Annotated in this window: 19 protein-coding genes; 17 read left to right on the top strand and 2 right to left on the bottom strand. The window is 62.6% G+C overall.

What is annotated here, in order from left to right; genetic code table 11:
- Positions 1–28: 28 nt before the first annotated feature.
- The 8 genes from DXT77_RS19425 to DXT77_RS19390 all read left to right on the top strand — a co-directional run bounded on the left by DXT77_RS19425 (position 29) and on the right by DXT77_RS19390 (position 7,904).
- Entirely contained in the window at positions 29–2,314 is a 2,286-nt protein-coding gene (locus DXT77_RS19425; protein WP_119428810.1) for a chemotaxis protein CheA, read from the top strand.
- 49 nt (positions 2,315–2,363) lie between these two features.
- Entirely contained in the window at positions 2,364–3,500 is a 1,137-nt protein-coding gene (locus tag DXT77_RS19420) for a chemotaxis response regulator protein-glutamate methylesterase (protein ID WP_114881910.1), read from the top strand.
- Positions 3,500–4,240 (top strand): flagellar motor protein, encoded by a 741-nt coding sequence (locus DXT77_RS19415; RefSeq protein ID WP_085710490.1) that lies wholly within the window; start codon positions 3,500–3,502, stop codon positions 4,238–4,240. The genes DXT77_RS19420 and DXT77_RS19415 overlap by 1 nt, the downstream gene beginning before the upstream one ends.
- A 12-nt stretch (positions 4,241–4,252) precedes the next feature.
- On the top strand, positions 4,253–5,143 hold the full coding sequence (gene motD / locus DXT77_RS19410; protein ID WP_085710492.1) for a flagellar motor protein MotD: 891 nt from the start codon (positions 4,253–4,255) through the stop codon (positions 5,141–5,143).
- 43 nt (positions 5,144–5,186) lie between these two features.
- A complete protein-coding gene (locus tag DXT77_RS19405; RefSeq protein ID WP_007959220.1) occupies positions 5,187–5,975 on the top strand; it encodes a ParA family protein in 789 nt (262 codons plus the stop codon).
- A gap of 2 nt (positions 5,976–5,977) precedes the next feature.
- Entirely contained in the window at positions 5,978–6,940 is a 963-nt protein-coding gene (locus DXT77_RS19400; RefSeq protein ID WP_119428809.1) for a CheW domain-containing protein, read from the top strand.
- An 85-nt stretch (positions 6,941–7,025) separates the two neighbouring features.
- Positions 7,026–7,511, top strand: a complete 486-nt coding sequence (locus DXT77_RS19395) for a chemotaxis protein CheW (RefSeq protein ID WP_007959223.1) — start codon at positions 7,026–7,028, stop codon at positions 7,509–7,511.
- A complete protein-coding gene (locus tag DXT77_RS19390; protein ID WP_085703350.1) occupies positions 7,512–7,904 on the top strand; it encodes a DUF2802 domain-containing protein in 393 nt (130 codons plus the stop codon). It begins immediately after the preceding gene.
- Between the two features lie 121 nt (positions 7,905–8,025).
- Here the strand turns inward: DXT77_RS19390 and DXT77_RS19385 are convergent, their stop codons facing one another.
- Together DXT77_RS19385 and DXT77_RS19380 are read right to left on the bottom strand one after the other, a co-directional pair.
- Complete coding sequence (locus tag DXT77_RS19385; protein ID WP_119428808.1) at positions 8,026–8,355, bottom strand: EscU/YscU/HrcU family type III secretion system export apparatus switch protein; 330 nt, start codon at positions 8,353–8,355, stop codon at positions 8,026–8,028.
- Positions 8,352–9,926, bottom strand: coding sequence for a flagellar hook-length control protein FliK (locus tag DXT77_RS19380; protein ID WP_119428807.1), 1,575 nt, complete (start codon positions 9,924–9,926; stop codon positions 8,352–8,354). Before DXT77_RS19380 ends, DXT77_RS19385 begins: the two co-directional genes overlap by 4 nt.
- Positions 9,927–10,124: 198 nt before the next feature.
- Between DXT77_RS19380 and ccmA the strand changes: the two genes are divergently transcribed.
- The 9 genes from ccmA to ccmI all read left to right on the top strand — a co-directional run bounded on the left by ccmA (position 10,125) and on the right by ccmI (position 17,072).
- On the top strand, positions 10,125–10,760 hold the full coding sequence (gene ccmA, locus DXT77_RS19375) for a cytochrome c biogenesis heme-transporting ATPase CcmA (RefSeq protein WP_119428806.1): 636 nt from the start codon (positions 10,125–10,127) through the stop codon (positions 10,758–10,760).
- On the top strand, positions 10,757–11,425 hold the full coding sequence (ccmB, locus tag DXT77_RS19370; RefSeq protein WP_085710502.1) for a heme exporter protein CcmB: 669 nt from the start codon (positions 10,757–10,759) through the stop codon (positions 11,423–11,425). Before ccmA ends, ccmB begins: the two co-directional genes overlap by 4 nt.
- A 78-nt stretch (positions 11,426–11,503) precedes the next feature.
- The gene (locus DXT77_RS19365; protein ID WP_085699421.1) at positions 11,504–12,259 is read left to right on the top strand and encodes a heme ABC transporter permease; all 756 of its coding nucleotides are present in this window, start codon (positions 11,504–11,506) and stop codon (positions 12,257–12,259) included.
- Entirely contained in the window at positions 12,256–12,432 is a 177-nt protein-coding gene (ccmD, locus tag DXT77_RS19360) for a heme exporter protein CcmD (RefSeq protein ID WP_119428805.1), read from the top strand. The genes DXT77_RS19365 and ccmD overlap by 4 nt, the downstream gene beginning before the upstream one ends.
- A complete protein-coding gene (ccmE, locus tag DXT77_RS19355; protein ID WP_065261104.1) occupies positions 12,429–12,884 on the top strand; it encodes a cytochrome c maturation protein CcmE in 456 nt (151 codons plus the stop codon). The genes ccmD and ccmE overlap by 4 nt, the downstream gene beginning before the upstream one ends.
- Positions 12,885–12,887: 3 nt before the next feature.
- Entirely contained in the window at positions 12,888–14,876 is a 1,989-nt protein-coding gene (locus DXT77_RS19350; RefSeq protein ID WP_119428804.1) for a heme lyase CcmF/NrfE family subunit, read from the top strand.
- Positions 14,873–15,409, top strand: coding sequence for a DsbE family thiol:disulfide interchange protein (locus DXT77_RS19345; protein WP_011333088.1), 537 nt, complete (start codon positions 14,873–14,875; stop codon positions 15,407–15,409). Before DXT77_RS19350 ends, DXT77_RS19345 begins: the two co-directional genes overlap by 4 nt.
- Positions 15,406–15,876: a cytochrome c-type biogenesis protein gene (locus tag DXT77_RS19340; RefSeq protein WP_119428803.1), complete on the top strand. Its 471-nt coding sequence runs from the start codon at positions 15,406–15,408 to the stop codon at positions 15,874–15,876. Before DXT77_RS19345 ends, DXT77_RS19340 begins: the two co-directional genes overlap by 4 nt.
- A complete protein-coding gene (gene ccmI / locus DXT77_RS19335) occupies positions 15,873–17,072 on the top strand; it encodes a c-type cytochrome biogenesis protein CcmI (RefSeq protein ID WP_119428802.1) in 1,200 nt (399 codons plus the stop codon). The genes DXT77_RS19340 and ccmI overlap by 4 nt, the downstream gene beginning before the upstream one ends.
- Positions 17,073–17,092 lie beyond the last annotated feature (20 nt).

Here is a 17,092-nt window from a genome sequence, read left to right as displayed (position 1 = left end):
TTTTTAGACCTGTAGGAGCACCCCATTAATGAGCTTCGGCGCCGATGAAGAGATCCTTCAGGATTTCCTGGTTGAGGCCGGCGAGATTCTTGAGCAACTGTCCGAACAACTGGTCGAGCTGGAAAGCCGCCCGGATGACGCAGATCTGCTCAACGCAATTTTTCGCGGTTTCCACACTGTAAAAGGGGGCGCCGGCTTCCTTCAGCTCAACGAGCTGGTGGAGTGCTGTCACATCGCCGAAAACGTGTTCGACATCCTGCGCAAGGGTGAGCGTCGCGTAGATGCAGAACTGATGGACGTGGTGCTCGAAGCGCTGGACTCGGTGAACAGCATGTTCGGCGAAGTCCGCGATCGCAGCCCGATTACCGCGGCAACCCCGGAACTGCTGGCCGCCCTGGCGCGTCTGGCCGAACCGCAATCGGCGGATGAAGCCCCGGCTTCGCCTGTGGCCGAGATGATCGAAGAGCTGGTCGTTGAAAACGAAACCGGCGACTCCGGCGACATCACCGATAACGAATTTGAACAGTTGCTGGACTCGCTGAACGCCGTCAAGGCCGAAGCCGAAGCCCCGGCGGCTGCCGCTGCGCCGGCTTCCGACGAAGCGGCCAGCGATGAAATCACCGACGCCGAGTTCGAGTCGCTGCTCGACCAGTTGCACGGCAAGGGCCAGTTCGCGGCCGATGCCGTGGCACCGGCTGCCGCGGCGCCTGCGGCTCCGGCGGCGGGCGACAGCTCGGACATCACCGACGACGAATTCGAAGCCTTGCTCGATCAATTGCACGGCAAGGGCAACTTCGCCGTCGATGCGCTGGAGTCGGCGATTGCGTCCGTCCCTGCGAATGCAAATGCTGCCCCGGCAGCGGCGGCGGCCGGTAGCGATCTGATCACCGACCACGAGTTCGAATCGCTGCTCGACGATCTGCATGGCAAAGGCAAGTTCACGGACGTCAACACCGGTGCCGTCGTGACGGCCGGCAATGCTTCGGCGGTTGCAGCGCCTGCCGCCAAGGCCCCGGCCGCTGCAGCTAAACCTGCTGCGAAAGCGCCTGAGCCCAAAGCCGAACCGGCCAAACCGGCTGCCGCTGCTGCACCGGCTCCGGCCCGTGCTCCGGCGACTCCACCACCGGAAAAACCGGCGAGCGAAGCCGAGACCACCGTGCGTGTGGACACCGCACGTCTCGACGAAATCATGAACATGGTCGGCGAGCTGGTACTGGTGCGTAACCGTCTGGTGCGCCTGGGCCTGAACAGCGGCGACGAGTCGATGCAGAAGGCCGTGTCGAACCTCGACGTGGTTACCGCCGACCTGCAGACCGCTGTCATGAAGACCCGGATGCAGCCGATCAAGAAAGTTTTCGGCCGCTTCCCGCGTCTGGTTCGCGACCTCGCGCGTCAGCTCAAGAAAGAAATCAACCTGGAACTGGTGGGCGAAGAGACCGACCTCGACAAGAACCTCGTCGAGGCACTGGCCGACCCGCTGGTCCACTTGGTGCGCAACGCGGTCGACCACGGCATCGAGTCGCCGGAAGAACGCGAAGCGTCGGGCAAGGCTCGTGGCGGCAAGGTAATCCTGGCCGCCGAGCAGGAAGGCGACCATATCCTGCTGTCGATCTCCGACGACGGCAAAGGCATGGACCCGAACGTCCTGCGCGCCATCGCCGTGAAACGCGGTGTGATGGACAAGGATGCCGCCGACCGCCTGAGCGACACCGAGTGCTACAACCTGATCTTCGCCCCGGGCTTCTCGACCAAGACCGAGATCTCCGACGTGTCCGGCCGTGGAGTCGGCATGGACGTGGTGAAGACCAAGATTTCCCAGCTCAACGGTTCGATCAACATCTACTCGACCAAGGGCGCCGGCTCGAAAATCGTCATCAAGGTGCCGCTGACGCTGGCGATCATGCCGACCCTGATGGTGATGCTCGGCAACCAGGCGTTCGCGTTCCCGCTGGTGAACGTCAACGAAATCTTCCACCTCGACCTGTCGACCACCAACGTGGTGGACGGCCAGGAAGTGGTGATCGTGCGGGACAAGGCGCTGCCATTGTTCTACCTCAAGCGCTGGCTGGTCAGCTCCGCCGCTCACGAAGAGCAGCGCGAAGGCCATGTGGTGATCCTTTCGGTGGGCACCCAGCGGATCGGCTTCGTCGTCGATCAACTGGTCGGCCAGGAAGAAGTGGTCATCAAGCCATTGGGCAAAATGCTGCAGGGAACCCCGGGCATGTCCGGCGCCACCATTACCGGTGACGGCCGCATTGCGCTGATTCTCGATGTTCCAAGCATGCTCAAGCGTTACGCCGCACGGCGTATTTGAATCCGGGGCAGCGGGGCGACAACGTCCCGCTGCACCTAATGGAGTGTTTATGGCAGTCAAAGTCCTGGTGGTGGACGATTCGGGTTTTTTCCGCCGCCGCGTCTCGGAAATTCTTTCAGCGGATCCGAGCATCCAGGTTGTCGGTACGGCAACCAACGGTAAAGAGGCGATCGATCAGGCCCTGGCCCTCAAGCCGGACGTGATCACCATGGACTACGAGATGCCGATGATGGATGGCATCACGGCGGTGCGGCACATCATGCAGCGCTGCCCGACCCCGGTGTTGATGTTCTCCTCGCTGACCCATGAAGGCGCCCGGGTGACCCTGGATGCGCTGGATGCCGGCGCGGTGGATTTCCTGCCGAAGAATTTCGAAGACATCTCGCGCAATCCGGAGAAGGTCAAGCAACTGCTGTGCGAGAAGGTGCACAGCATCTCGCGCAGCAACCGTCGTTTCAGTGCCTACAGTGCGCCGGCGCCAGCCGCCGCACCGGCACCTGCGCCGACTCCGGCAGCGGCGCCGTCGAGCTTTGGCAGCCACAGTGCACCGGCTCGTCCGGCACCGGCGCCTGCCCCGGCTCGCGCTCCAGCAGCCAGCGCTTCGTCGCCGGCGCCGAAACGCAAGGCCTACAAGCTGGTGGCAATCGGCACCTCGACCGGTGGCCCGGTTGCGCTGCAGCGGGTTCTGACCCAGTTGCCGGCCAACTTCCCGGCGCCGATCGTGCTGATCCAGCACATGCCGGCCGCCTTCACCAAGGCCTTCGCCGAGCGTCTGGACAAGCTGTGCCGCATCAGCGTCAAGGAAGCCGAGGATGGCGACATCCTGCGTCCGGGCCTGGCGCTGCTGGCGCCGGGTGGCAAGCAGATGATGATCGACGGCCGTGGCGCGGTGAAAATCCTGCCGGGCGACGAACGTCTGAACTACAAGCCTTGCGTGGACATCACTTTTGGTTCCGCAGCGAAATCCTACAGTGACAAAGTTCTGGCGGTCGTGCTGACCGGCATGGGCGCCGACGGTCGCGAAGGCGCGCGTCTGCTCAAACAGGGCGGCAGCACCGTCTGGGCCCAGGACGAAGCCAGCTGCGTGATCTACGGCATGCCGATGGCGATCGTCAAAGCTGACCTCGCGGATGCGGTGTACGGTCTGGACGATATCGGCAAGCACATCGTCGAGGCGTGTATCTGATGGATGTCCTAAGCCTTATCGGGATCATCATGGCGTTTGTCGCCATCATCGGCGGCAACTTCCTTGAAGGCGGTCACCTCGGCGCACTGGCCAACGGCCCGGCGGCGCTGATCGTGCTCGGCGGGACCATCGGTGCCGCCTTGCTGCAATCGCCGATGAGCGCGTTCAAGCGTGCCATGCAGATTCTCGCGTGGATCTTTTTCCCGCCGCGTGTGGATCTGGCCGGCGGCATCGACCGCGTCGTCAACTGGAGCCTCACCGCACGCAAGGAAGGCCTGCTGGGCCTGGAAGGCGTGGCGGATGCCGAACCTGACGCCTACTCGCGCAAAGGCCTGCAACTGCTGGTCGATGGCGCCGAGCCGGAAGCGATCCGCAGCATCCTCGAAGTGGATTTCTACACCCAGGAAGCCCGCGACATCGAAGCCGCCAAGGTCTTTGAAAGCATGGGCGGCTACGCGCCGACCATCGGTATCATCGGTGCGGTGATGGGCCTGATCCACGTGATGGGCAACCTGGCCGATCCGTCGCAACTGGGCAACGGCATCGCCGTGGCATTCGTCGCTACCATCTACGGTGTGGCCAGTGCCAACCTGGTGTTGCTGCCGGTCGCCGCCAAGCTCAAGTCAATTGCGTTGCGACAGTCGCGTTATCGCGAAATGTTGTTGGAAGGTATTTTGTCGATCGCTGAAGGTGAAAACCCACGCTCCATCGAGTTGAAGCTTCAGGGCTTCATGGATTAAGGGACTAACCTCATGGCACGTCGTCGCCAGCATGAAGAGCACGTAAACCATGAACGTTGGCTGGTTTCCTACGCCGACTTCATCACCTTGCTCTTTGCCTTTTTCGTGGTGATGTACTCCATCTCGTCGATCAACGAAGGCAAGTACAAGGTCATCTCCGAAGCGTTGATCGGAGTCTTCACCGACTCCGACCGCTCGCTCAAGCCGATCCCGATCGGTGAAGAACGCCCGAAAACCGTGACCCCGGCCAAGCCGCTGGTCAAGGACAGCGAGCAGGTCGATGCCGGCATCGCCGGGGCTAGCGATCCGCTGAAAAGCATCGCCGACGATATCAGCGCCGCGTTCGGCGACCTGATCGCGAGCAACCAGATGACCGTGCGCGGCAATGAGCTGTGGGTCGAGATCGAACTCAACTCCAGCCTGTTGTTCGGCAGCGGTGATGCGATGCCGAGCGACATCGCGTTCAACATCATCGACAAGGTCGCGGCGATCCTCAAACCGTTCGACAACCCGATCCACGTCGAAGGCTTCACTGACGACCAGCCAATCCGCACCGCGCAGTACCCGACCAACTGGGAACTGTCTTCGGCGCGTTCGGCGAGCATCGTGCGCATGCTGGCGATGCAGGGCGTCAACCCGGGCCGCATGGCCTCGGTGGGTTACGGCGAATTCCAGCCGGTAGCCAACAACGCCACCGCCGAAGGCCGGGCGAAGAACCGTCGCGTGGTGCTGGTGGTGTCGCGCAATCTTGATGTGCGCCGCAGCCTGACCGGCACCGGGACCGCCAATGCAACACCGGACGCGGCGTTGAAGCGTGCTGGCACACAAACTGCACCGACCCCGGTCAAGACGCCGGGACGCGAGAGTGCCGTCAATTCTCCGTCGCCCGCATTAATACGCTGAGCCATGTCTCGGCCGAGCATCTCGGCCGGGAGGAACAATCCGAATGAGAGTCTGGGCAGTCGCCAATCAAAAGGGTGGTGTTGGTAAAACCACTTCTTCCATCGCTTTAGCCGGTTTGCTGGCCGAGGCGGGCAAACGCGTGGTCGTGGTCGATCTCGACCCGCACGGCTCGATGACCAGCTATTTCGGTTACGACCCCGACAGCCTGGAACACAGCAACTACGACCTGTTCCTGCACAAGGGCAGTGTGCCGCAGGGCCTGCCGGGCCAGTTGCTGCTGTCCACCAGCGATGAACGCATTTCCCTGTTGCCGTCCAGCACCGCGCTGGCCACCCTCGAGCGTCAGTCGCCGGGGCAGAGTGGCCTGGGCCTGGTGATCGCCAAGAGTCTGGCGCAGCTGTGGCAGGACTTCGATTACGCGATCATCGACAGCCCGCCGTTGCTCGGTGTGCTGATGGTCAACGCCCTGGCCGCGAGCCAGCAACTGGTGATTCCGGTGCAGACCGAACACCTGGCCGTCAAAGGCCTGGAGCGCATGGTCAATACGCTTGCGATGATCAACCGTTCGCGCAAACAGGCGCTGCCGTTCAGCATCGTGCCGACCCTGTTCGACCGCCGCACCCAGGCGTCGATGGGCACCTTGCGCGTGCTGCGCGACAAATTCCCCGACGAGATCTGGCAGGGTTATATCCCGGTCGATACCCGTCTGCGCGACGCCAGCCGTGCCGGTGTCACGCCTTCGCAATTCGACGGCAAGAGCCGTGGCGTGCTGGCCTATCGCGCGCTGCTCAAGCATCTGCTGGCGCAACAACTCGTTCCGCAGGTGGCCTGAGCATGAATCGGCCGATCAAGCTGACATCGAAGCCGCAACTGGCGCTGCAGTCCTATCTGGACGGCTTGCTGCAGGAAGTGACGGACGAGGTCGAGCAGGAAATCGCAGCGCCGGTCGAGGTGGTCGAGGTGGTCGAGAACACCGCCGTACTCGATGAATTCCAGGCCGCCGTGCTTGAAGAGCAGGCCCGGGATGCACAGCAAGCCGCCCGGCCGGTCGCCCCGGTTGCAGCGCCTGCGGCTGTGGTAGCGAAGGCACCTGCGACTTTGATCAAAGAGCCTGAGCCGGTGCGCGTGGTCTCCACGCTGGCACCGCTGCTGCAAACCCAACTTCTGCAAACGCCTGCGGTTCCGGCGGCACCAGCGCCCGAGCCTGAAGCGCCTGCGCCAGCCCCGGTCGAGCCGACTCTGGTTGCGCCGCTGGTGGAAGTGCATCTGCCACCGAGCAATACGCCGCCACCGGTGGAAACCGACGGTCGCCCGGCCTGGGCGTCGGAAGCGTTTGAATGCCTGCTGTTCGACGTCGCTGGGCTGACCCTGGCCGTGCCGCTGGTGTGCCTCGGCTCGATCTATTCGCTGGCCGGGCATGAGCTGACGCCGCTGTTCGGTCAGCCGGAATGGTTCCTCGGCATCCTGCCAAGCCAGGCCGGCAACCTGAAGGTGCTGGACACCGCGCGCTGGGTCATGCCGGATCGCTATCGCGATGACTTCCGTCAGGGCCTGCAATACGTGATTTCGGTACAAGGTTACGAGTGGGGGCTGGCGGTGCATCAGGTCAGCCGCTCGTTGCGCCTGGACCCGAATGAAATCAAATGGAGAAGTCACCGGGGTCAGCGGCCATGGCTCGCGGGCACGGTGATTGAACACATGTGCGCCTTGCTCGATGTCTCCGCACTGGCCGAGCTGATCGCCAGCGGTGGGGCAAAGCACATGTCCGGCAGTAAGCCGAACCACAAACCGACATGACACTTACATAACAGACAGCACCGGCATACGCATGGCGGCGCACAGAACACACACCGCCAGGCGCGGTTTTTCGAGGGGCTAGGGTATGAACGACAAGGCTACTGCGGCAAAGGGTTCCGAAGATCCGATCCTGCAATGGGTGACCTTCAAGCTGGACAACGAAACCTACGGCATCAACGTGATGCGCGTTCAGGAAGTCCTGCGCTACACCGAGATCGCTCCGGTTCCGGGTGCTCCAAGTTACGTGCTGGGCATCATCAACCTGCGCGGCAACGTGGTGACCGTGATCGACACCCGTCAGCGCTTCGGCCTGATGAGCGGCGAGATCAGCGACAACACCCGTATCGTCATCATCGAAGCCGACAAGCAAGTGGTCGGCATCATGGTCGACAGCGTGGCTGAAGTGGTTTACCTGCGTCAGTCGGAAATCGAGACCGCACCGAACGTCGGTAACGAAGAGTCGGCCAAGTTCATCCAGGGCGTGTGCAACAAGAACAACGAGTTGCTCATCCTGGTCGAGCTGGACAAGATGATGAGCGAAGAAGAATGGTCGGAACTGGAGAATATCTGATTGATTCTCGAGGTAGCGGTCATTGTCCTGTTCCTGTTCTGGGCAGGCACGCTGGCGATGTTTCTGGCGTACATCAAGGCGCAGCGCGTGATCGCTGCGCAACAGGCCCAGGGCGATGCGCTGCGTGACCAGCGCATCAAGGACCTGGCCAAGCGTGTCGACGATTACCAGAACGGCAACGTGCGCATGGGCGAAGCCCTGCACGAGCTGCGCGCGGTCGTCAGTCCGATCCCGGACAAGATCACCCAGCTCGAACAGCGCGACCCGTCCAGCCTGTCGTTCGCCCAGGCGGCGAAACTGGTGGGGATGGGCGCGAGTGTCGATGAGCTGACTCAGTCCTGCGGGTTGACCCAGGCTGAGGCGGAGTTGATGCGCAAGCTGCACAAGAACTGATTTGCAGCGCGGCTGAAATCGCTATCGCGAGCAGGCTCGCTCCCACATTGAATCGCGGTCGTCATGACGAAACGCGGTCAGATGTGGGAGCGAGCCTGCTCGCGATGGGGCCTATGAAAATTCAGTAATCGTCGCCGCGGTCGGTGACGTCTTTCTCGACCATCGGCGCATCCGGGTTGTGTCCCGCCGGGAACTTGCCCTTGAGGTTCCAGGCAAACGCGATGATCTCGGCAATCGTCAGGTACAGCTCCTGCGGGATGCTGTCGCCCAGCTCCATGCGTGCCAGCAACTTGACCAGTTCGGCGTTCTCGTAGATCGGCACTTCACAGTCGCGGGCGATGCGCAGGATTTCCTCGGCCAGTTCGTCGTCGCCCTTGGCGGTGAGGGTCGGGGCGTGGCTGCCGTCGTACTTGAGGGCGATGGCCTGGCGTGGAGCAGTGGAATCGTTCATGCGGTTTCGTCGACCCAGCGGTGTTCGAGACGGGTTTGGATGCCTTGCGGCGGGGTGCCGAGGTGGCAGTCGAGATCGCCGACGTTGAGCCCGCGATCCAGCAGGCGCTGGCGCAGTGCGTCCAGATTGGTTTCGATCAGGTCGGCAGTGTACGGCCGTTCGGCCCATAGCTGGCTCGACAGGCTGCCGCTGATCAGTTGCGCCTGAACCTGCATCGGCCCCAGCGGTTCCATGTCGAAGGCCAGATCGACGCGCCACAGTTGCTGTTTGGTTTCGCGTTCACTGTCACGACGTTCGTTCTGTTTTTCTTCTTGTGGCGCTTCTTCGCGCTGGAATTTGACCTGCAACGGCACGATGTCCTGCAGGTTGCGCATCGGGATTTCCAGTTGCCAGGTGCTGAGCAGGCGCCCGTCGTCGGTCACGCCGGTCTGTTCCAGGCTCGACAGTTGATGACTTTGCAGGCGCGAAACAGCGGCGGCGGCCAGGCGCAGCAAATGTTCCAGATCGCCTTCACCTTCCAGGCTTTGCAGCAGCCGGTCCGGCAGCGGGAAACTGCCCGGCACCGGTTTGGCGCTGACCTGGCCGAGCATGCCGAGGGCATTGCGCACGAAGCTCGGCATCGCCTGAGCCAGAGTGTTGGCGGCGATGATTGCGTTCAGATTGGTATTGCCGGGCAGGCCGGGGGTGAGTTGCGCGATCAGCTTGAGCAGATCGCCTTTCATGTCCGGGGTCAGGGTCGGGTTTTGCCCGGCGAGCAATTTGGCTTCGAGAAAGGCGCCGCTGTTGAGCAGCGCCTGGGCCAGGCCTTTGGGGGTGGTCAGTTGCCCGACGTCCGGCAGGTTGGCCAGCAGCCGGTCCACGGCAGCGCGCAGATCACTGGAGGTCTGATCGTCGGAGGGCGGCAGGCTCTGAAGCATTTTCAGCAAGCCATCCAGCGAACCCTGGCGACTTTGCTGGCTGACCAGTTGCTGACTGACCGCCAGTTGTTCCTGACGACTGCTCAGCGGCAGGAACTTGAGGGTCTGGGAATCCTGCACCAGCGCCGACAACAGGGTGCCGATGCGTAATGGCTGCGGGCTGTCGAGGCTCAGGGTGCTGCCGCTCAGCACGGTGTTGAGCAGGCTGACCGTCGAACGGAACACCGTCGGCTGCCCCGGCACCTGCGGCAGCGCCTGATTGGTCAGCACCTTGCCTTGCAGCAGCGTACCGACCGGCAATTGCGCGGTATCAATGCGGGTGAGGGTAGCGACAGCGCTGGCGATGGCCTGTTGCACGGTGACCGCCAGATTGCCCGCCGACGGCTGGGTGACCGCCAGGTTGGTGCCTTGCGGCAGCGGCAGGGGACTGGTCGCCTGCACGGTGGTCTGGCGGCCGCCGTCGAGGGTGACCTTGAGCAGCACCTGAAAGGCCAGGTCCGCCGGTTTCAGCGACAACACCTCGGCCTTGGCGCTCTGGCCGGCGGCAATCAGCCCGTCCATCGGCGTCAGCAACTTGAGCAGCTCACCCACCTGCGGGCGAGCGGTCGCCGGGGTGGTGGGCGGGAGCGGGAGGATGTTCATTTCGCCTGTCATACGCGGACACAACCTGAGGAAAATGCACTCGGGAGAGCAGGGGACGCCATGTATAATGCCGCCCGTCCTTCCGTTCGTTCAAAAAAACATAGCAATTGTTTGACCCAGCTCTCTGGATTGAGCCGTCATTGCATTTATGCTGCAACTCTTTAACGGCCGCCCCAGAGCCGACTTGAACCGTATAAGGCCCGTGAACCCTTGACCAGCCCTGTCCTGCAAACCGTCGGCCTCGCCTGTGAGCGCGATCTCAGACTGCTCTTCGAGAATCTCGAATTGAGACTGGCCAGTGGCGATATGGTGCAGATCAGCGGTCCCAACGGCAGCGGCAAGACCAGTCTCTTGCGCCTGCTGGCCGGCCTGATGCAGCCGACCAACGGTCAGGTGCTGCTCAACGGCCAACCCCTGGCCGAGCAACGCAGCGAACTGGCGCGCAACCTGCTGTGGATCGGCCATGCCGCCGGAATCAAGGACCTGCTGACCCCGGAAGAAAACCTCGCCTGGCTCTGCGCCCTGCATCAACCTGCCGGACGCGACGCGATCTGGCAGGCACTGGCGGCGGTTGGATTGCGCGGCTTCGAGGATGTTCCCTGCCATAGCCTGTCCGCCGGTCAGCAGCGCCGCGTGGCGCTGGCACGCTTGTATCTGGACAGCCCGCCGCTGTGGATTCTCGATGAACCCTTCACTGCGCTGGACAAACAAGGCGTGGCGCAACTCGAAGAACACCTGGCCAATCACTGCGAGCAGGGCGGTCTGGTAGTGCTGACCACTCACCACACACTGAGCCGGATGCCGGCCGGTTATCGCGACATCGATCTGGGGAACTGGGCAGTATGAGTGTGTTCGGCCTGCTGGTTGCCCGTGAATCCCGACTGCTGTTCCGCCGCCCGGCGGAGCTGGCCAATCCGCTGATTTTCTTTGCCATCGTCATCGCGTTGTTCCCGCTGGCCGTCGGACCGGAAACTCAAGTATTGCAAAACTTGTCCCCGGGGTTAGTCTGGGTGGCGGCGCTTTTGTCGGTCCTGCTCTCGCTGGACGGGCTTTTCCGCAGTGATTTCGAAGACGGATCCCTTGAACAGTGGGTCCTTTCGCCGCACCCCCTGCCACTTCTGGTGTTGGCCAAGGTGCTGGCACACTGGCTTTTTTCCGGGCTGGCACTGGTTTTGCTCTCGCCGTTACTGGCGTTGATGCTCGGGTTGCCGGCTGCGTGTCTGCCGGTATTGCTGCTTTCGTTGCTGCTGGGAACGCCGGTGCTGAGCTTGCTCGGCGCGGTGGGCGCGGCGCTGACGGTCGGTCTGAAACGCGGTGGCCTGTTGCTGGCGCTGCTGATTCTGCCGTTGTACATCCCGGTGTTGATCCTCGGCAGTGGCGCCTTGCAGGCGGCACTGCAAGGCATGCCGGCGACGGGTTATCTGTTGTGGCTTGGCAGCCTGACCGCCCTGGCGATAACCCTGACACCTTTTGCAATAGCTGCTGGCCTGAAGATCAGCGTCGGCGAATAATGAGGTCTGGTTAAAATTTAACCAGCAAAGACCCTGAGACTGCTCACACCGATGAGCGGCACCCGTGATGGAAACAGTATGAACTGGACCTGGTTTCACAAGCTCGGCTCGCCCAAGTGGTTCTACGGCATCAGCAGCAAGTTCCTGCCGTGGCTGAGCATTGCAGCGTTGCTGCTGATCGCTGTCGGCGTCGTCTGGGGCCTGGCCTTCGCGCCGCCGGACTATCAGCAAGGCAACAGCTTTCGCATCATCTACATCCACGTTCCCGCCGCAATGCTCGCTCAGTCGATCTACGTGATGCTGGCGGTGTGCGGTGTGGTCGGGCTGGTGTGGAAGATGAAACTGGCCGACGTCGCCCTGCAATGCGCCGCACCGATCGGTGCGTGGATGACCGCCGTGGCGCTGGTCACCGGGGCGATCTGGGGCAAGCCGACGTGGGGTTCGTGGTGGGTCTGGGACGCGCGGCTGACCTCGATGCTGATTCTGCTGTTCCTGTACTTCGGCGTGATCGCCCTGGGCAACGCCATCAGCAACCGTGACAGCGCCGCCAAGGCCTGCGCGGTGCTGGCCATCGTCGGCGTGATCAACATCCCGATCATCAAATACTCGGTGGAGTGGTGGAACACCCTGCACCAGGGCGCGACTTTCACCCTGACCGAAAAACCGGCGATGCCCGTCGAAATGTGGCTGCCGCTGCTGCTGACGGTGCTGGGTTTCTACTGCTTCTTCGGCGCCGTGCTGTTGCTGCGCATGCGTCTTGAAGTGCTCAAGCGCGAAGCCCGCGCCAGTTGGGTGAAAGAAGAAGTGCAGAACAGCCTGGAGGCCGCTCGATGAGTTTTGCGTCATTCGGCGACTTCCTCGCCATGGGCCATCATGGCCTGTACGTCTGGTCGGCCTACGGCATCTGTCTGGCGGTACTGATCCTCAACGTGGCGGCGCCGATGGCGGCCCGCAAGCGTTATCTGCAACAAGAGGCGCGTCGTCTGCGCCGGGAGAACGGCAAGTGAATCCGCTGCGCAAAAAACGCTTGATCATCATTCTGGCGATTCTGGTCGGGGTCGGCGCTGCCGTCGGCCTGGCCTTGAGCGCCCTGCAGCAGAACATCAATCTGTTTTACACCCCGACCCAGATCGCCAACGGCGAAGCGCCGCAGGACACCCGCATCCGCGCCGGCGGCATGGTCGAGAAGGGCTCGCTGCAACGCTCCCCGGATTCCCTGGACGTCAAATTCGTGGTCACCGACTTCAACAAGTCCGTGACCATCACCTACCGCGGCATCCTGCCGGACCTGTTCCGCGAAGGGCAGGGCATCGTCGCACTGGGCAAGCTCAACGCCGACGGCGTCGTAGTGGCCGATGAAGTGCTGGCCAAGCACGACGAGAAATACATGCCGCCGGAAGTGACCAAGGCCCTGAAGGACAGCGGTCAATCCGCGCCGACCCAAGCGAAGGAGGGTTGATCGATGACGTCCACCATTTTCATTCCCGAGCTTGGCCATCTGGCCATGATCCTGGCGCTGTGTTTCGCGCTGGTGCAGGCCGTGGTGCCGTTGCTCGGTGCCTGGCGCGGCGACCGCCTGTGGATGGGCCTCGCCCAGCCAGCGGCCTGGGGGCAGTTCGCGTTCCTGCTGTTCGCCTTTGGCGTCCTTACCTACGCGTTCATGACCGATGACTTCTCCGTGGCTTACGTCGCGATGAACTCCAACAGCGCGCTGCCGTGGTACTACAAATTCAGCGCCGTGTGGGGTGCCCACGAAGGTTCTCTGCTGCTGTGGGCTTTGATCCTCGGTGGCTGGACTTTCGCGGTGTCGGTGTTCTCCCGGCAGTTGCCGCAAGTCATGCTCGCCCGCGTACTGGCGGTGATGGGCATGATCAGCACCGGTTTCCTGTTGTTCCTGATCCTCACGTCCAACCCGTTCTCGCGGATCCTGCCGCAGATCCCGGCGGACGGTCGTGACCTCAATCCGTTGCTGCAAGACATCGGCCTGATCGTGCATCCGCCGATGCTGTACATGGGCTACGTCGGTTTCTCCGTGGCCTTCGCGTTCGCCATCGCTGCACTGCTCGGCGGTCGTCTGGATGCGGCGTGGGCGCGCTGGTCGCGTCCGTGGACCATCGTCGCCTGGGCATTCCTCGGTATCGGTATCACCCTCGGTTCGTGGTGGGCTTACTACGAACTCGGCTGGGGCGGATGGTGGTTCTGGGACCCGGTGGAAAATGCCTCGTTCATGCCATGGCTGGTGGGCACGGCGCTGATTCACTCGCTGGCGGTCACCGAGAAACGTGGCGTGTTCAAGAGCTGGACGGTGTTGCTGGCGATTGCCGCATTCTCCCTGAGCCTGCTCGGGACGTTCCTCGTACGTTCCGGTGTGCTGACGTCAGTGCACGCGTTTGCCTCCGATCCTGAGCGCGGCGTGTTCATCCTGATTTTCCTGCTGTTCGTGGTCGGTGGTTCGCTGACGCTGTTTGCCTTGCGCGCCCCGGTGGTCAAGAGCCAGGTCGGTTTCAACCTGTGGTCGCGGGAAACCCTGCTGCTGGGCAACAACCTGGTGCTGGTGGTGGCCGCGTCGATGATCCTGCTCGGCACGCTGTATCCGCTGATTCTCGATGCGATCAGCGGCGCCAAGCTGTCGGTCGGTCCACCGTATTTCAACGCGTTGTTCATTCCGTTGATGGCCTTGCTGATGGTGGTGATGGCGGTCGGTGTGATCGTGCGCTGGAAAGATACGCCGGTGAAATGGCTGGCCAACATGCTGACCCCGGTGCTGCTGGGCAGCGTCGCCCTGGCAGTCGTTGCCGGTGTCGCCTACGGCGATTTCAACTGGGCGGTGATCGCAACCTTCCTGCTGGCGGCCTGGGTGTTGCTGGCCGGCGTGCGCGACATCTTCGACAAGACGCGCCACAAAGGCCTGATCAAAGGCCTGCCGACCCTGACCCGCAGCTACTGGGGCATGCAACTGGCCCACATCGGCATCGCCGTGTGCGCGCTGGGCGTGGTGTTGTCGAGTCAGAACAGTGCCGAGCGCGACCTGCGTCTGGCGCCGGGCGAGTCGATGGAACTGGCCGGTTATCAGTTCGTGTTCGAAGGTGCCAAACACTTCGAAGGCCCAAACTTTACCTCTGACAAAGGCACCATCCGGGTGATCCGCGATGGCCGCGAAGTCAGCGTGCTGCACCCGGAAAAACGCCTGTACACCGTGCAGAGTTCGATGATGACCGAAGCCGGAATCGACGCCGGTTTCACCCGCGACCTCTACGTTGCTCTGGGTGAACCACTGGGCGACGGCGCCTGGGCGGTGCGGGTGCATGTGAAACCGTTTGTGCGCTGGATCTGGTTCGGCGGTCTGCTGACCGGTCTGGGCGGGATGCTGGCGGCGCTGGACCGGCGTTACCGGGTCAAGGTCAAAGCCAGGGTGCGTGAAGCGCTGGGCATGGAAGGAGCCGCTGCATGAGACGTTGGTTGATGTTGGTGCCGCTGGCGATTTTCCTGCTGGTGGCGGTATTTCTTTATCGCGGTCTGTACCTGGATCCGGCGGAGCTGCCGTCGGCGATGATCGGCAAGCCGTTCCCGGAGTTTTCCCTGCCGGCGGTGCAGGGCGACAAGACCCTGACCAAGGCTGACATCCTCGGAAAACCGGCGCTGGTCAACGTCTGGGGCACCTGGTGCATTTCCTGTCGGGTCGAGCATCCGGTGCTGAACAAACTCGCCGAGCGCGGCGTGGTGATCTACGGCATCAACTACAAGGACACCAACGCCGATGCGTTGAAGTGGCTGGCCGAATTCCACAACCCGTATCAACTGGACATCCGTGACGACGAAGGCTCCCTGGGCCTGAATCTGGGTGTCTACGGCGCGCCGGAAACCTTCTTCATCGACGCCAAGGGCATCATTCGCGACAAGTACGTCGGGGTGATCGACGAGCAGGTCTGGCGCGAAAAACTGGCGGCCAAGTATCAGGCGCTGGTCGATGAGGCCAAGCCATGAAGCGTTTTATTGCTGCCGTGGTGCTGGGGTTGAGCCTGACGGGCGTGGCGCATGCCGCCATCGACACCTACGAGTTCGCCAAAGAGGGCGATCGCGAGCGTTTCCGCGAGCTGACCAAGGAACTGCGCTGCCCCAAGTGCCAGAACCAGGACATCGCCGACTCCAACGCGCCGATTGCCGCCGATCTGCGCAAAGAGATTTTCCGCATGCTCGGCGAGGGCAAGGACAATCAGCAGATCATCGACTTCATGGTCGACCGCTACGGTGATTTCGTGCGCTACAAACCGGCGCTGAATGCCAAGACCGCGCTGTTGTGGTTCGGCCCGGCGGGATTGCTGCTCGGCGGTTTTGTCGTGATCGCCGTGATCGTCCGCCGCCGTCGCGGGCAACGCACCGAGACTCCGCAATCGCTGTCCCCCGAAGAGCGTCAGCGCCTCGACCAACTGTTGGATAAAAACCAAGAATGATTGATTTCTGGCTTGCCGCAGGGCTGTTGCTTCTGGTCGCCCTGAGTTTTCTGCTGATTCCTGTTTTGCGCGAACGTCGCGCCCAGCGTGAAGAGGATCGGACTGCCCTGAACGTCGTGTTGTATCAGGAGCGCGTCGCCGAGCTGCAAGCGCAGCAGGCTGAAGGTGTTCTCGATGCTGCGCAAATGGACAGCGGCCGTGCTGAAGCGGCCCGTGAGTTGCTGGCCGACACCGAAGGTGTGGCGCCGACCCGGGTTTCTAAGCTGGGCAAGCCGTTGCCGCTGCTGGCAGCTTTGCTGGTGCCGGTATTGGGCCTCGCTCTGTACCTGCATTTCGGTGCTGCCGACAAAGTCGAGCTGACCCGCGAGTTCGCCCAGGCACCGCAGTCGATGGAAGAGATGACCCGGCGGCTGGAGCGCGCCGTGGCCGCGCAACCGGATTCCGCCGAAGGCCTGTATTTCCTCGGTCGTACCTATATGGCTCAGGATCGTCCGGCGGACGCGGCGAAGATGTTCGAGCGCGCCGCCAACCTGGCCGGTCGTCAACCGGAGCTGCTCGGCCAGTGGGCGCAGGCGCAGTACTTCGCCGATGGCAAGAAGTGGTCGGACAAGATCCAGGCCCTGACCGACGAAGCGCTGAAGGCTGATCCGAAAGAAGTCACCAGCCTCGGTCTGCTCGGTATCGCCGCGTTCGAAGGTGAGCGCTATCAGCAAGCTATCGACTACTGGAACCGCCTGCTGGAGCAACTGCCGGCGAATGACAAATCCCGCGAAGCCCTGCAGGGCGGTATCGCGCGAGCGACCGAGAAACTTGAAGCCAGCGGCGGCAAGGTGGCTCAGGCGTCGGTGGCGAAAACCGCGCTGCTCAAAGTCAGCGTGGATCTGGCCAGCGAGCTCAAAGGCAAAGTGCAGCCGGGCGACAGCGTGTTCATCTTCGCCCGCGCCGTTTCCGGCCCTCCAGCGCCGTTGGCCGCCAAGCGTCTGACCGTCGCTGACCTGCCGGTAACCGTCGAGCTGGGTGATGCCGATGCAATGATGCCGCAGTTGAAACTGTCGAACTTTCCTGAAGTCCAACTGGTTGCGCGCGTCTCCCGTGCCGGTCAGCCGACCGCCGGTGAGTGGGTAGGCCGCAGCGGGCCTCTGGCCAGCAGCACCACCGCGCCGCAAAAACTGACCATCGACAGCCCGGACAAATAGCCGGAAACATCAGGAACGCA

Origin of the sequence: Pseudomonas sp. 91RF, assembly GCF_003576265.1 — a bacterium.
GTDB lineage: Bacteria > Pseudomonadota > Gammaproteobacteria > Pseudomonadales > Pseudomonadaceae > Aquipseudomonas > Aquipseudomonas kribbensis.
This window is presented reverse-complemented; position numbering and strand designations above follow the sequence as displayed.